Source organism: Wohlfahrtiimonas sp. G9077 (assembly GCF_002252155.1).
Lineage (GTDB): Bacteria > Pseudomonadota > Gammaproteobacteria > Cardiobacteriales > Wohlfahrtiimonadaceae > Wohlfahrtiimonas.
Genome location: NZ_NEFD01000004.1, coordinates 95238 through 111146 on the forward strand (window position 1 = coordinate 95238; position 15909 = coordinate 111146).

The window sequence follows — 15909 nt, forward strand, 5'->3', positions numbered from 1 at the left end:
GGCGTGCGTTTGTGCCATAATCAAGTTTTCACCAATGAAGGAGAGATCATGGTTAAGCACATTGTGTTGGTTCGTTTTAAAAAAGAGACATCAAAAGCGGCGATTCGTGCCATTTTTGAAAAAATCCGTGCTTTAGAAGTCGTTTTGCCCACCATGCAATCATTTGATTATGGATTATACAATGGGGCAGAAGCGCGTTATAAAGGTTTTGATTATGCATTTTATATGACATTTAACAATGCAACAGAGCGCGATGAATATTTGGTGCATCCTGAGCATGTTAAAGTGGGCACAGAGCTTCGCAGCATGTTAGATTCTGAAGGCAGTGACTCATTTTTTGCCTTTGATTATGATACGGATCTGCTCTAACTGTCAGCCATAAAAAAGCCATCTTGAGGATGGCTTTTTTAATGTGCATTATCCGGCTGATGGCGAGAAGTAAATGGCAGAACCGGGGCCCACAGGAATGCCAAACACAAAGACCCAAATGCAAAAGACAATGATCCAAACCGTGAGGAAGATGACAGAATAAGGCACCATCATGGCAAGGATTGTGCCGATGCCAGCATCTTTTTTATACTTCAATGCCATCGCGACAATTAAACCAAAGTAGCTCATCATGGGCGTAATAATATTGGTGGCCGAATCCCCAATGCGGTAAGCCGCTTGAATGGTTTCAGGTGCATAACCTGCCAACATTAACATGGGGACAAAAATGGGTGCAGTCACTGCCCATTGTGCAGAGGCAGAGCTCATCATCAAATTAATGAAGCCACAGATCAAAATAAAGCAGATAAATAGCACCATGCTGTTGATCTCAATGCTGGTTAAGAAGTTTGCGCCATGGACCACAATGATTTGCCCAAGATTCGTCCAGTTGAAAAAGGCGATGAATTGCGCTGCAAAGAAAACGATCACTAAATATAGGCCAAGGGTGCTCATTGAGCCGCTCATGGCATTGACGATGTCGCGATCATTTTTAAAGCTTTTCACGATAAAGCCATACACGATGCCGGGAATGGCAAAGAAGAAGAAAATAAAGATCACAATTGATTGGAAAAAGGGTGAGTTTGCAATGGCGCCTGTGGTTTGATTGCGTAAGATGCCATCGCTTGGCACCACCATCCATGCTGTGATGATGGCTAAGATCACAAAAGAGATGGCAGCCCAAAATAGCCCTTTTTTCTCAATGGGCGTCACTTCGGCAGATGAGGCAATGTTGTGTTCTTCATCGCTCATTTCAGCGTGATTGTACGGCCCTAATTGTGGTTCAACGATTTTTTCTGTCACAAACCAGCCCAAAAATGTCACCACAAAGGTGCTAAAAGCCATGAAGTACCAGTTGGCTTCTGCCCCCACAATGTATGTGGGATCAAAACAACATAGCCCAACTCACCGGCAGTGTTGGACATGACGCCAGCAAACACAACGGCAGCGGTTGTGAATTTCGGTGGTGCTTTTAAAACAATCAAGCGCATTGCTGAAGAAAATAGCCCCGCACGATCTGCAATGCCAACGCCTAGCATTGCCACCAATACAGTGCCAAGGGGTGCAAAGCTTGTGAAGTTGGTGACAACATTGGAGAGAATCTTACGAATGCCGGCGGCGTCCAATAAACTGACGGCATGAATGACGCCATCAGGCGCACGGCCTTTGGCGCCTTCAGGGCGCGGATCTGCAACACTTAAACCAAAATAATCCCCAAGGGCCGATGCCACCAAAATCATGGCTATGAGAATGGCAAAGAGCACCACAGGATGGGGCAGTGCATTGCCGAGCCACTCAAGGGTATTGAGTAGTCGATTCTTTTTAGCTTTCATTTCCATAACATTTTATCCTCATTTGCTGATCATTCAATTGTGCTTTAATGGTGTTAAAAAATTGAATTTTATGGTTTTGATTATTTTATTGATACGATTTAATCAGCAACAATATCAAAGTATTTTATATTTTTGTAGTTATTATGTAGTTTTGTGCGCTTTTTAGACAATGACAGAATGCATGTATCAGATGGCAATGTGCGCAAAATACCCCGAATTTGGACAAAATAAATCCCGAACGAATCGGGATTTAAGGTCAGTGTTTAAAAAGGTTCACTATTTTTTTTTAAGATTGTCCAAGAAATCTTTCACGCGGTCAATGAAGCCTTTCTCTTGTGGATTGTGTTTTTCCCCAAGGGTTTGACCAAATTGTTGGAGAATCTCTTTTTGTTCTGCCGTCAATTTAACAGGCGTTTCAATGTTCACGGTACAGAGCAAGTCACCTTGATATTCACCGCGGATCGAACGCACGCCTTTACCACGCAAGCGGAACACGCGGCCCGTTTGTGTTTCTGCCGGAATTTTGAGATTCACGCGGCCATCGAGCGTTGGCACTTCAATTTCACCGCCTAAAGATGCTGTGACGAAGCTGATGGGCACCGTGCAATGAAGGTTTTGACCATCGCGTTTGAAGATGGGATGAGGACGCACATTGATTTGTACGTATAAATCACCATTTGGTCCGCCATTGACGCCCGCTTCACCTTTGCCTTCTAAGCGAATGTTGTTACCGCTATCCACGCCCGCTGGAATTTTAACTTCCAATGTTTGCGTTTTGTATTCAGTGCCAGAACCATTACATTTTTTACATGGATTTTTAATGATCTTACCGCGGCCATGACACGTTGGGCAGGGCTGCTGAACAGAGAAAAATCCTTGTGACATGCGAACTTGTCCTGCGCCATGACAAGTGTCACAGGTTGTGACGCTTGTGCCAGGTTCAGCGCCTGTACCATCACAATGATCACAGGTGCTGCGAATGTTTGTTTTGACGCGGGCATTGGTGCCAAAAACCGCTTCTTCTAAAGAGATGTCCAATTGATATGCGACATCATCGCCACGATATGCGCGTGGACCAGAGCTGCGACGGCCGCCACCGTTGCTGCCAAAGATATCGCCAAACATATCTCCAAAGATGTCGCTAAAATCAGCGCCACCGCCTTGGCCGCCAAAACCACCAAAGCCGCCACCAAAACCACCAGCGCCGCCTTGACCATTGACAGCATCGTGACCATATTGATCATACATGCGGCGTTTTTCTTCATTCGATAAAATTTCATAAGCGGCTTGCACTTCTTTAAATTGCTTTTCCGCTTCTTCTTCTTTACCAATATTTTTATCGGGGTGATACTTACTTGCCATGCGACGATAGGCTTTTTTGATCTCATCTTGAGAGGCCGTTTTTGCGACGCCTAACACTTCATAATAATCGCGTTGTGCCATAATGTTTTCACTTCCTTGTGCTCAGAAACTCATCATTTTTCAATAATGAATCATTACGGAAAAATCAGGAGTTTCGCTTCTTTAAATAGCGCAATATCCCCGAAGGGATATTGCTTGAGTTTAATTATGAATCAATTATTTTTTGTCGTCTTTGACTTCTTCGAATTCAGCGTCAACCACATCATCTTTTGGTTTTGCGCCTGCATCTTGAGCCCCAGCTGCGCCAGCTTCACCGGCCGCTTGTTGCTGAGCGTATGCTTTTTCAGCAATTTTGCCTGCAGCTTCTGTCAACGCTTCAGTTTTCTTCTCGATCGCTTCAAGGTTGTCACCTTTCACCGCTTCTTGAAGTTCTTTGATTGCAGATTCAACCGCAGCGCGTTCGCTTGATTCAACTTGTTCGCCTAAATCTTTTAAAGATTTTTCAGACATGTGAATCATTTGTTCTGCTGTGTTGCGTGCTGCCACCAATTCTTGGAACTTCTTATCTTCTTCTGCGTGCATTTCTGCATCTTTGATCATTTTATCAATGTCATCTTGAGATAAGCCAGAATCAGATTTAATCACGATGGATTGCTCTTTATTCGTCGCTTTGTCTTTCGCAGATACGTTGATCACGCCGTTGGCATCGATGTCAAATGTCACTTCGATTTGTGGTACGCCGCGTGGTGCAGGTGGGATGTCTGACAACTCAAATTGACCCAATGTTTTGTTTTGAGCAGCTTGAGGACGTTCACCTTGCAATACGTGGATTGTCACAGCCGGTTGGTTATCGGTTGCAGTTGAGAACACTTGGCTTGCTTTTGTTGGGATCGTCGTATTTTTATCGATGAGTTTAGTCATCACGCCGCCCATGGTTTCAATTCCTAAAGATAATGGTGTGACGTCTAACAACAACACATCTTTAACATGACCGCCTAATACACCGCCTTGAACAGCTGCACCCGAAGCCACAGCTTCATCAGGGTTCACGTCTTTACGAGGATCTTTACCAAAGAACTCTTTAACTTTCTCTTGTACTTTTGGCATGCGCGTTTGACCGCCCACCAAAATCACTTCGTCGATTTGAGAAACGGTTAAACCTGCATCTCTTAATGCCACTTTACAAGGCTCTAAAGTGCGATCGATTAAATCTTCCACTAAAGATTCTAATTTTGCACGTGTTAACTTGATGTTCAAGTGTTTAGGACCTGTGCTGTCTGCAGTGATGTATGGCAAGTTCACTTCAGTTTGTTGTGCAGAAGACAATTCGATTTTAGCTTTTTCACCGGCTTCTTTTAAGCGTTGTAATGCTAAAGGATCATTGCGTAAATCAATGCCGCTCTCTTTTTCAAACTCTTTGACCAAGTAATCGATCACAGCTGCGTCAAAGTCTTCACCACCTAAGAATGTGTCACCATTTGTGGCAAGAACTTCAAATTGTTTTTCACCATCAACATCGGCAATTTCAATGATGGATAAGTCGAATGTACCACCACCTAAATCGTACACAGCAACTTTAGCATCTTGTTTAGAGCCTTTGTCCATGCCGTAAGCAAGGGCAGCGGCTGTTGGTTCGTTGATGATGCGTTTAACATCTAAGCCTGCAATGCGACCAGCATCGATGGTGGCTTGACGTTGTGAGTCATTGAAGTATGCAGGTACGGTGATCACAGCTTCTGTTACTTTTTCACCCAAGAAATCTTCTGCCGTTTGTTTCATTTTCATCAATACGCGGGCAGAAACTTCAGGTGGTGCTAATTTTTTACCGTCTAATACGCTCACCCATGCATCGCCATTGTCAGCTTTGATGATGGAGTAAGGCACCAAACCGATGTCTTTTTGAACTTCAGGGTCATTGAATTGACGACCAATTAAACGCTTGATGGCGAATAATGTATTTTTTGGATTCGTCACCGATTGGCGTTTTGCAGGTTGACCCACTAAAATTTCACCGCTTTCAGTATACGCGATGATGGAAGGTGTGGTGCGATCGCCTTCAGCGTTTTCAATCACACGAACTTTATCGCCATCCATCACAGCCACACAAGAGTTGGTGGTTCCTAAGTCAATACCAATAATTTTACTCATAATGATTTGCTCCTAAAAAAAGATTGCTTAAATTCAGTTTTAATCTCTAACGGCTATAAAGATGGGGCGCGCTTTTAGGATTTCAAGAGAAAATATGAAAATTATTTAAATCTGTTCAATTACAACGGCGGACGGGCGCCAAACACCGCGCTGCCGACGCGAATCAACGTTGCCCCTTCTAATATGGCCCACTCTAAATCATGGCTCATGCCCATAGATAATTCTGTTGCCAAAGGCGGTAATAAGCCTTTGAGCAAGGCCTCATCCCGCAGGGATCGCAATAATTGATAACCTGCGCGCACTGCCATTTCATCATCAGCATTGAGGCCTATGGTCATTAAGCCACGAATCTTCAAAGATGGCAAATGTGCTAGGGTTTCTAAGAATTCAAAAAGATGATCAGGATCAAGACCTTGTTTGCTCGCTTCATGCGAGACATTGACCTGTACGAAAATCTCTCGCGTTGTGTCATGCTTTAGACATTCATCGTGCAGCTTTTGGGCTAAAGATGCGCGATCCACCGATTGAATGCATTGAACATACGGGAAAATGGCTTTGACTTTATTGGTTTGTAAATGGCCGATAAAGTGCTGCTCATACGGCATGATGGCCATCGGCGCTGGGTGAATTAACGGAAATTTATCCATTACTTCTTGGGCGCGATTTTCCCCAATTAAGCCATAACCTAAATCAATGGCCGCTTGAATGGTTTCAACGGGCTGCGTTTTAGTGGCAAGGAGCAGTTGAATCTCCTTAGGATCGCGCTGTGCTGCTTGGCAAGCTGCCTCAATGCGCGCGGTGATGGTTTTTAAATGGTTGGCTAAAGTCATGTGGCTATCCGATTTTTTTCGGGTCGATGTCTAAGGATTTTAATTTACGATAAAGGTTTGTGCGCTCCATGCCCACTTTTTCAGCAAGTTTGGCAATATTGCCTTCACATGATTTAAATTGCGCGAGTAAATAGGCTTTTTCAAACTGTTCACGGGCTTCACGCAATGGTAAATCCAGCGGCAATAGATCTTCAGGAATCACATGAGTTTGGCTCTTTTTCGTGAGGATTTGATTGACCTCATCAAGGGAAACCTCCTCATTTTTACCGAGCACCAATAATTGCTGCACCACAGATTTGAGCTCTTGCACATTGCCATGCCAAGTGTGATTGCGAAGGCGATTTTGCACCGCAATTGGGAAATGACGATATTGTAAATGCTCTTCATCCACAAAATGATGAATGTAAAAGGCAATTAAATCGGGCACATCTTCAGGATGAGCAGAGAGGGCAGGAATCTCTAACGGTAAGACATTGAGCTTGTAGTACAGCGCTTCATTGAACTCTTTTTCATCCACTAAAACCGACAGATCATCACGAGAAATGGCGATGAAACGCACATTTTTCGGCAATAAGTTTTTACCATTGACGCGAAAGTAATCGGTGTTTGACAAAATGTCAGCCAATTTTTTTTGCGCATCTAAACTGAGCTGAGTGACGTTGTCTAAAATGACAGAGCCGCCGCTCGCTTGCTCTAAAATGCCTTGTGTGATGTGGCTACCCATCTCTTTACCAAGCAGCGTCTCTTCAATGTTTTCCTCAGACAATTGCCCTAAATTGACGGTGATTAACGGCTGCTGTGCTCTGTCTGACAACGAATGAATGTAATGGGCGAACAGATGTTTGCCTGCGCCAATGTCGCCTTCTAGGAGCACCGTGCGATTGCCAGATTCAGCAATCTGTTTTGCTTGATTGCGCAGCGCCGTCATGATGGCACTTTTGCCCACCGGTTCAAACACAGGCTGCGGGTTAAAGTTTTGTGGCTTTGCCGATGGCTGCGTGGTTTGCTCCTTTAAAGCGCGTTTGACCACCGCCACCAATTTTGCCAATGTTAAGGGCTTTTCAAGAAAATCAAATGCGCCAAGCTTTGTGGCTTCAATGGCATGTTCAAGGGTGCCATGTCCGCTCATCATCACGACAGAAAAGGGCAAGGTTTGATAACTTTGTTTCCATGCATTGAGAAGGGAAATGCCATCAATGTCAGGCATCCAAATGTCTAGAAGCACCAAATCAGGCTTGCTTTGATCAATGGCATCGCGCGCTTCTTGACCATTACACGCGGTGCGCACGGAAAAGCCTTCATCTTCTAAAATGTCTTTAATGAGGTCATTGATGTCTTCTTCATCATCGACCACCAAAATTTGTGTATCTTTAAGATCGCTCATGATTATTCACTCTCTTTTTTTGTCACTTTTTTCGTTGCGGTTTTCTTAGATGCAGCTTTTTTTGCCGGCGTCTTTTTGGCCGCAGTTTTTTTAGGTTTTGTGTCACCTTTTACATCATCCGCCTTTTTGGTGGACTTTTTCGCAGGTGATTTTTTGGTCGTTGCCTTTTTCGCCGTGGTTTTCTTAGTGGCGGTTTTTTTCGTGCGTTTTGCGGGTGCTTTGGCAAGCAGCGCTTGGCATTCTTCTAATGTTAATGCGGCAGGATTTTCGCAATCTTTCGGGATGCGCGCATTTTTCTCACCATCTGTGACGTAAGGTCCCCAGCGGCCATTTAAGATTTGAATGTTATGCTCTTCAAAGGCTTTGATGAATTTTGCAGCTTCTGCCGCTTTGTGGGCTGCCACAAGTTCTAGCGCGCGCGGCAATTCAATGGTGTAGGGATCATCTTCTTTTAAAGAGACAAACTTTTGACCATATTGAATGTAAGGGCCAAAGCGACCAATGTTTGCCCGCACCGCTTCACCTTCGTCCGTGGTGCCAAGGCTTCTTGGCAAGGTGAAGAGTGCAAGCGCTTCTTCTAATGTAATGGTGTTGATGCGCTGCTCTTTACGAAGGGAGGCAAATTTGGGCTTCTCTTCATCATCTTTATCGCCAATTTGGGCAAATGGACCAAAACGCCCGATGCGCACAGACACAGGTTTACCAGATTTGGGGTCAATGCCAAGTTCACGGGCTTGGGCAACATCTGCGCGTGAGACAGATTTATCTTTGGTGACACACAGCTCATGAAACGGCGTCCAGAACTCTTTCATCACAGGAATCCATGCCAATTGTCCATTGGCAATTTCATCAAGTTCGCCTTCCATTTTGGCGGTGAAGTCATAATCCACATATTGCGTGAAATGTTCCGTTAAAAAGCGGGACACAATGCGCCCAACATCCGTTGGGAAAAAGCGGCGCTGATCCACAGTCACGTATTCACGATTTTGCAATGTGGAGATGATGGCTGAATAGGTGGATGGGCGGCCAATGTCATGTTCTTCTAACGCTTTAACGAGCGAGGCTTCAGAGAAGCGTGGTGGTGGCTCGGTAAAGTGTTGGGTGGCGATCACTTCATCAATGTGAACGGCATCGCCCACATTTAAAGCAGGCAATAATTTCTCATCATCTTCCTCTTTTTTATCATCAAAACTTTCGGTGTAAACGATGATGAAGCCAGGGAATAAGATGGTGGAACCATTGGCACGAAATGTGTGCAATTTTGCTTGCCCTAGATCCACAGCCACCGTATCTAAAATGGCAGAGGACATTTGGGAAGCCACCGTGCGCTTCCAGATCAATTCATATAAACGGAATTGATCTGAGGTTAAGTATTGCTTAATGTCATCAGGATGACGGAATGCAGAGGTTGGGCGAATGGCTTCATGCGCCTCTTGTGCATTTTTGGATTTGGTTTTATAAACGCGCGGCGTTTCAGGCAGATAATCATCTCCGTAGCGTGTTTTAACCAATTTGGCAATCTCATCTACGGCTTCTTTGGCAAGGGAAACGGAGTCGGTACGCATATATGTGATCAAACCGATGGTTTCTGTGCCAATGTTGATCCCTTCATACAGCGTTTGAGCGGTGCGCATGGTGCGGGTTGTGGCAAAGCCAAGTTTACGCGCTGCCTCTTGTTGCATGGTAGATGTGGTAAAAGGTGCTGTTGGGTTTCTGCGGCGCTGTTTTTTCTCAATGTTATAAACAGGCAGCGTTTGACCAAATGTTTGGATCAAGGCATTTTTTGCAGCCATGGCGGTTGCTTCATTCGTGAAGGAAAATTGCTCCACTTTTTGCCCGTCAAATTCAGTCAAGCGACCTTTAAATGCAACATCATTGTGCTTTAATTGTGATTCAATGGTCCAATATTCTTCGGGTTTAAAGGCTTCAATGGCATCTTCACGCTCACAAATCATGCGAAGGGCTGGCGTTTGTACGCGTCCTGCGGACAATCCCGGGCTGATTTTTTTCCAAAGAAGCGGGGATAAATTAAAGCCCACTAAATAGTCAAGGGCGCGGCGCGCTTGCTGGGCGTTGACCATATCCATGGAGATGTCACGCGGATGCATGATGGCTTCTTCAATCGCAGATTTGGTGATTTCATGGAACACCACGCGTGCCACCGATTTATCTTTGAGGAGATTTTTCTCATCTAAATACTCTTTGATGTGCCAAGAGATGGCTTCACCTTCGCGATCCGGATCCGTCGCTAACAATAACGCATCAGCATCTTTTAAGGCTTTGACAATTTCATTGATGTGCTTTTGATTGCGCTCGACAATTTCATACTTCATGGCGAAATCATGATCGGGATCAACCGCACCAGTTTTAGGCACCAAATCGCGAATGTGCCCAAAAGAGGCAAGCACTTTATAGTCTTTGCCTAAGTATTTATTGATCGTTTTGGCCTTTGCGGGGGATTCCACAATAACAAGAGTTTTACTCATGAATGTTAAAATTTCCTACAGTTGTCTGAATATGTTAAAAGGTTAAAGCTTAGTAGTTATTTAGAATTTTGTCATAAAGCTTTACGAAGTTTTACTAAAAATGTGGAGATAATACACTTTCATGTACTTAATGAAAACTAAATAATAAGCTACAATGTTGGCCCTAATCTTTCAAGTCATAGGATAAAAGATCATATGCGTCGTCGCGAAGAGAAACAAAAAAGATCATTTGGATGGTTGTACATCGTCATCATCGTTGTCTTCATTGGTTGGGTGATGATGGATGATTATGGTGCCGGTTTATTTGAAAATGAATCCATTGAGATCCCGATGCCATGATGAATAAACCCGGAGCAACAGGGCTAACACGCATTCGTCATGCGTGCGGTTACTCCATCAAAGGTTTACGGGCGGCTTTTTTAAGTGAAGCGGCCTTTCGACAAGAAGTGTATGCATTGCCGATTGTACTCTGTTTGGCCATTTGGCTTGCAAACACGGGCATTGAGTTTGCGCTCCTCTTTGGGAGTTTTGGCTTAATTTTAGTGGCAGAGCTTGTCAATTCTGCCCTTGAAGCTGTGGTGGATCGCATTGGTCCTGAGCATCATCCGCTCTCTGGGCAGGCGAAGGATATAGGATCGGCCATTGTGATGGTGGCCATGATCTTGATGGCTGTGACATGGGTTGCAGTATTGGTATTTCGCTAATTGAATCAGAAATAGAAGGTAAAAGTGTTAGTACTTGGAATTGAAAGTTCGTGCGATGAAACGGGCGTTGCGCTGTATGACAGCGAAAACGGTTTGGTGGCACATCAAATTTATTCACAAATTGCGTTGCATGCGCTCTATGGTGGCGTGGTGCCGGAATTGGCATCGCGGGATCACATTCGTAAGTTGCCTTTGTTGGTGAATGCAGCCCTTGAAGAGGCTGGGAAAGATTATAAAGACATCGATGGCATTGCCTTTACAGAAGGCCCAGGTCTCATTGGTGCATTGATGGTGGGTGCATTGTATGCCCAAGGTTTGGGATATGCACTCAATAAGCCGCTCGTGGGCATCAATCACATGGAAGCCCATTTGCAAGCGGTGCATTTAGAAGAGGATAAGCCGGCGTATCCATTTTTAACGTTATTGGTCTCTGGCGGTCATTCGCAATTGGTGTTGGTGGAAGCGTTTGGCGAGTATCAAATTTTGGGCGATACGCTCGATGATGCTGTGGGTGAAGCGTTTGATAAAACGGCAAAACTCATGGATTTACCTTATCCCGGCGGCGCTAAATTGGCCAAATTGGCAGAAGCAGGTGATGAGAAAGCCTATGCATTCCCGCGCCCAATGTTAGACAGCGGCGATTTGCGTTTCAGTTTTAGCGGCCTTAAAACCAAAGTGGCGATGACCATTAAAGATGCCACCGAAGCTGATTACCCGAACATCGCGGCGAGTTTTCAGCGCGCAGTCATTGATACATTGACGGCAAAAGCGAAAAAAGCCGTATTGCAAACGGGTGTACAATCCATTGTGATTGCAGGCGGCGTGGCTGCCAATCAGTTATTGCGTCAAGAGTTGGCGCGTGTGATGGATCCACTTGGCGTGCGCGTTTTTTATCCGCGTCCACTCTTTTGTACGGACAATGGTGCCATGGTGGCCTACGTGGGTCATGAGCGCTTGGTGCGCAATCAAGGCGCAGTGAATTATGAGGTTAAACTCAAAGCACGTTGGCCATTGTCTGACTTATCCGAAAAGGCAGAAAAACACGATGCATAGTATGAATTGGCAACATCTATTAACGACCGATCGTTTAGGCGTTGCCCGTTCGCAAGAGAGTGCGCCGTCATATCGTTCAGCGTTTCAAAAAGATTATGATCGCTTGATTTTCTCGGCGGCGTTTCGGCGCTTGCAAGACAAAACGCAAGTGTTCCCTTTGGCGCAAACCGATTATGTGCGCACACGTTTAACCCACAGTTTAGAAGTGAGCAGTGTTGCGCGCAGCATTGGCACTTTGGTGGGGCAGCATTTGGCGGACAATGATCGCTTAGGTGATCTGTCGGCAAGCGATGTGGGCACCATATTATCTGCCGCAGCGCTTGCTCATGACATCGGCAATCCGCCATTTGGGCATGCGGGAGAAGATGGGATTGGGCAATTTTTTGCTGACTCAGCAATCGGCATGCGCGCATTGGCCGAGATGAATGAAGCTCAGCAACATGATCTGCTCTATTTTGAGGGCAATGCGCAAGCTTTTCGCTTATTGACAAAATTACAAAATGTGAACAATGATGGGGGCATGCAGCTGTCGCTCGCCACATTGGCAAGCTTCATTAAATATCCCTGTGGCAGCTTAGAGCGCAAAACCCTTGATCACATAGCACTGAAGAAATTCAACTATTTTCAAGCAGAAAAGGATCTTTTTAGTGGCATTATGTCCCGCTTAGACATCTTGCCACTCTTATATAATAAGAGTGGGGAAGCGATTGCATGGGCGCGTCATCCGTTGGTTTATTTATTAGAAGCGGCCGATGATTTATGTTATTCGCTTGTGGACATTGAAGATGCGTACCGTTTATCCCTCATGAGCAGCGGGGAAGTGATCAGTTTTTATGAATCGATCATTGCGCCATATGGCGGCTTTCCCAATAAGGTTCAGCGCATCACGCGCGATAAGGATAAAATCGAGTATCTTCGTGCCTTTGCGATGGGATTGCTGATTGATGAAGTGGTCAAAGCGTTCATTGAGCATGAAGCGGCGATTTTAACTGGGCAATTGACGGTGGATTTATTAAGTCTCATTCCATCGGCAAATGTGCTTGCAAACATTAAAACCTATGCCTATGATCACATTTATGTCTCCCAACCTGTGTTAGAAGTGGGCATTGCAGGCCATGAAATCATTGAAGGCTTATTAAAGGCCTTTGTCGGCGCAGTCAACCAAGAATATTATGCGCGTTCCACTTCCAAATCGCGTATGTTGATGAGTTTCTTGCCCGACCAGTTTTTAGGGCCAAATCGCAAGCTCGATGACGATCCATATTTACGGATTTTAAAAATCACCGATTTCATTTCAGGAATGACTGATCGCTATGCAGTCCACGTTTATCAAATGATTACAGGGGTGCATTTAACTACCTAAAAAAAAATAATTCAGGTAGAATAGGGCGGTCTACAGCAGTAGTCTATTGATTTTTGTCAATGTTATTAACGCTGTATGACGTAAAATATGGCGCATTGCTATATCTTTGCAGTGTGTATAGTTAGTTAATACGTGACTTTTTATTTTATTTTCGGGGGAAGTATGGGAGAAACCGTAGATATTAGGGATACCCAATACAACTATGGTGTGATTCGTAAATTTGCGATCATGACATTAGTCTGGGGGGCAATCGGCATGCTCGCGGGCGTTTGGGCTGCTTTAGAGTTGGCTTGGCCTGTGTTGAACTTTGACCAAGCGTGGTTGAGTTTTGGTCGTTTGCGTCCTGTGCATACCAACATGGTGATTTTTGGTATGGGTGGTTCCGCTTTGATTGGTACCTCTTTCTATGTTGTACAACGTACATGTCAGGTGCGTTTAGCATACGGTAAACTTGCAGAATTCGTATTCTGGGGTTGGACTGTAGGCGTATTTTTAATCATGATCAGCTACCCATTAGGCTTTACACAAGGTAAAGAGTATGCTGAATTCGAATGGCCAATTGACTGGGCTGTTGCCATTGTTTGGGTGTGTTATTTCTGGGTATTCTTCAATACTTTATTGCGCCGTAAACAAGAGCACATCTATGTTGCGAACTGGTTCTACTTAGCGTTCATTTTAGCCACCGCTTTATTGCACATCTTCAACAACATCGCCATTCCAGTATTTGATGGTTTTACCATTAAATCATATAACGTATTCGCCGGTGTTCAAGATGCTATGGTTCAATGGTGGTATGGTCACAACGCTGTAGGTTTCTTCTTGACAGTTGCGTTCTTAGGTATGATGTACTACTTCGTACCAAAAGAGGTGAACCGTCCAGTTTATTCTTATCGTTTATCCATCATCCACTTCTGGGCATTGTCATTCCTTTATATGTGGGCCGGTGCGCACCACTTACACTGGACGTCATTACCTGACTGGGTGTCTTCATTGGCAGCAACATTCTCCATCATCTTATTGTTACCTTCTTGGGGCGGTATGATCAACGGTATCATGACATTGTCTGGTGCTTGGGATCAGGTTCGTACAAACCCAATCGTACGTTTCTTCATCGTTGCATTATCATTCTACGGTATGAGTACGTTTGAAGGTCCATTGATGAGCTTGAAATCTGTTAACGCATTGTCTCACTACACTGACTGGACTGTGGGTCACGTTCACTCAGGTGCATTGGGTTGGGTTGCAATGATCACGTTTGGTTCTTTATACCACATGATTCCACGCGTATTTGGCGGCAGATTGTACAGCGAAAAATTGGTGTTTGCGCACTTCTGGTTGGCAACAATCGGTATCGTATTGTACGTGGCAGCTTTATGGGTTGCAGGTATCGGCCAAGGTATGATGTTACGTGGTTTCGATCCTAACTACGGTACATTGACATACAAATTTATCGAAACTGTTCAATTCATGCATGTACCTTACATCTTGCGTGCATTAGGTGGTTCTATGTTCTTATTAGGTGCTGTCATCATGATCTATAACTTCTATATGACAATCAAACAAGGCACTAGAGCGCAAGCAGATAAACACGCAGCGATTCCTGCGGCTGTTGCTCATGCTTAATAGAGGGAGAGATAAATTATGATTAGACATGAACAAATTGAAAAGAACTCCGGTTTATTGTTGGTGTTGACGCTCGTCATCATCAGCATCGGTGGTTTGATTGAAATTGTGCCTTTGTTCTTCATCAATGACACCATTGAAGTTGTGAAAAAAGAAGTGACAGAGCGCACAGTCGATCCAAATACAGGTAAGCGCGTACGTGTCAAACGTGAAGTGGATGCCATTCGTCCATACACGCCGCTTGAAATGTTAGGTCGCAACATCTATGTGAGAGAAGGTTGTTATACTTGTCACTCACAACAGATCCGCCCAATGCAAGATGAATACTTGCGTTACGGTTACTACTCATTAGCAGCTGAATCTCAGTTTGACCATCCATTCCAATGGGGTTCTAAACGTACAGGTCCAGACTTAGCGCGTGTTGGTGGTAAATTCAGTAACCGTTGGCATGTTGAGCACTTGACAGATCCAAGAAGCGTTGAACCAAAATCCATCATGCCAAGCTATCCTTGGTTGAGCAAAAACAAACTTTACTATAAAGATGTTGAAGCTCACATGAAAGCCTTACGCATCACAGGTGTGCCTTACTCTAAAACAGAGGAAGAGTACAATGCGAACGTAGAGCGTTTTGGTGAAAGCGTTGCAAAACTTCTTGTGATTGACAATGCAACTGCAAACTTGGAAGACCAAGCGAAAACAGGCATGTTCGACACATCAAGTGACTATATCTCAGAAATGGATGCCTTGGTCGCATATTTACAAGTATTGGGTACGATGTATCAGTTTAAAGATGATGATGGTATCGAATACAGTAAATTCCGTTAATTATTAAGCGTTGGAGACATAAATAAATGATTGAGTTTTTTTCATGGTTCACGGATATGAGCAACAGTAAAACCGTTGCGGCGGTGATCTTTTTCACCGTATTTGTTGGAATAATTATTTATGTCTTCACTAATAAAGACCGCAAGGCTCGCTATGATGGCTATCGTATGATTCCTCTATTAGATGATGAGGATTTAGGCCAAGTCAATTCAGCCCGTGCTGGAGAGAAAGGGACGCAAACTGATGCGTCTCATAGCGGACAAAATCATGTAAGTAATGATCATAAAGCTTGATGATTACTTTATTTTGAG

General features: G+C 44.4%; 12 protein-coding genes and 2 pseudogenes. 8 read left to right on the forward strand and 6 right to left on the reverse strand.

Going from position 1 to position 15909, the window contains the following annotated elements:
- Positions 1–48: 48 nt before the first annotated feature.
- Positions 49–369, forward strand: coding sequence for a Dabb family protein (locus tag B9T20_RS06690; RefSeq protein ID WP_094490351.1), 321 nt, complete (start codon positions 49–51; stop codon positions 367–369).
- A gap of 48 nt (positions 370–417) precedes the next feature.
- On the opposite strand, the pseudogene B9T20_RS10280 reads toward B9T20_RS06690, so the two are convergent.
- The 6 genes and pseudogenes from B9T20_RS10280 to B9T20_RS06720 all read right to left on the reverse strand — a co-directional run bounded on the left by B9T20_RS10280 (position 418) and on the right by B9T20_RS06720 (position 10030).
- A pseudogene (locus tag B9T20_RS10280) lies at positions 418–1820 on the reverse strand (AbgT family transporter).
- Between the two features lie 276 nt (positions 1821–2096).
- Complete coding sequence (dnaJ, locus tag B9T20_RS06700; protein ID WP_094490352.1) at positions 2097–3263, reverse strand: molecular chaperone DnaJ; 1167 nt, start codon at positions 3261–3263, stop codon at positions 2097–2099.
- Positions 3264–3398: 135 nt separating this feature from the next.
- Positions 3399–5330 (reverse strand): molecular chaperone DnaK, encoded by a 1932-nt coding sequence (dnaK, locus tag B9T20_RS06705; protein WP_094490353.1) that lies wholly within the window; start codon positions 5328–5330, stop codon positions 3399–3401.
- A 119-nt stretch (positions 5331–5449) separates the two neighbouring features.
- Entirely contained in the window at positions 5450–6160 is a 711-nt protein-coding gene (locus B9T20_RS06710; protein ID WP_094490354.1) for a YggS family pyridoxal phosphate-dependent enzyme, read from the reverse strand.
- Between the two features lie 4 nt (positions 6161–6164).
- On the reverse strand, positions 6165–7544 hold the full coding sequence (locus B9T20_RS06715; protein ID WP_094490355.1) for a sigma-54 dependent transcriptional regulator: 1380 nt from the start codon (positions 7542–7544) through the stop codon (positions 6165–6167).
- 2 nt (positions 7545–7546) lie between these two features.
- Positions 7547–10030: a DNA topoisomerase I gene (locus tag B9T20_RS06720; protein ID WP_094490356.1), complete on the reverse strand. Its 2484-nt coding sequence runs from the start codon at positions 10028–10030 to the stop codon at positions 7547–7549.
- A 195-nt stretch (positions 10031–10225) separates the two neighbouring features.
- Here B9T20_RS06720 and B9T20_RS10195 point away from each other — a divergent pair, with 195 nt between their 5' ends.
- The 7 genes and pseudogenes from B9T20_RS10195 (at position 10226) to B9T20_RS06750 (ending at position 15891) form a co-directional block, all read left to right on the forward strand.
- On the forward strand, positions 10226–10369 hold the full coding sequence (locus tag B9T20_RS10195) for a hypothetical protein (RefSeq protein WP_008315786.1): 144 nt from the start codon (positions 10226–10228) through the stop codon (positions 10367–10369).
- Complete coding sequence (locus tag B9T20_RS06725; protein ID WP_094490357.1) at positions 10366–10734, forward strand: diacylglycerol kinase; 369 nt, start codon at positions 10366–10368, stop codon at positions 10732–10734. The genes B9T20_RS10195 and B9T20_RS06725 overlap by 4 nt, the downstream gene beginning before the upstream one ends.
- Positions 10735–10758: 24 nt before the next feature.
- Positions 10759–11787: a tRNA (adenosine(37)-N6)-threonylcarbamoyltransferase complex transferase subunit TsaD gene (gene tsaD / locus B9T20_RS06730; protein WP_094490358.1), complete on the forward strand. Its 1029-nt coding sequence runs from the start codon at positions 10759–10761 to the stop codon at positions 11785–11787.
- Positions 11788–11848: 61 nt separating this feature from the next.
- Positions 11849–13150, forward strand: a pseudogene (locus B9T20_RS06735) (deoxyguanosinetriphosphate triphosphohydrolase); the annotation flags it as partial.
- A gap of 162 nt (positions 13151–13312) precedes the next feature.
- Entirely contained in the window at positions 13313–14773 is a 1461-nt protein-coding gene (gene ccoN, locus B9T20_RS06740) for a cytochrome-c oxidase, cbb3-type subunit I (RefSeq protein ID WP_018122577.1), read from the forward strand.
- A 21-nt stretch (positions 14774–14794) separates the two neighbouring features.
- Entirely contained in the window at positions 14795–15598 is an 804-nt protein-coding gene (ccoO, locus tag B9T20_RS06745; RefSeq protein WP_199415235.1) for a cytochrome-c oxidase, cbb3-type subunit II, read from the forward strand.
- A gap of 26 nt (positions 15599–15624) precedes the next feature.
- Positions 15625–15891 (forward strand): cbb3-type cytochrome c oxidase subunit 3, encoded by a 267-nt coding sequence (locus B9T20_RS06750; RefSeq protein ID WP_094490361.1) that lies wholly within the window; start codon positions 15625–15627, stop codon positions 15889–15891.
- Positions 15892–15909 lie beyond the last annotated feature (18 nt).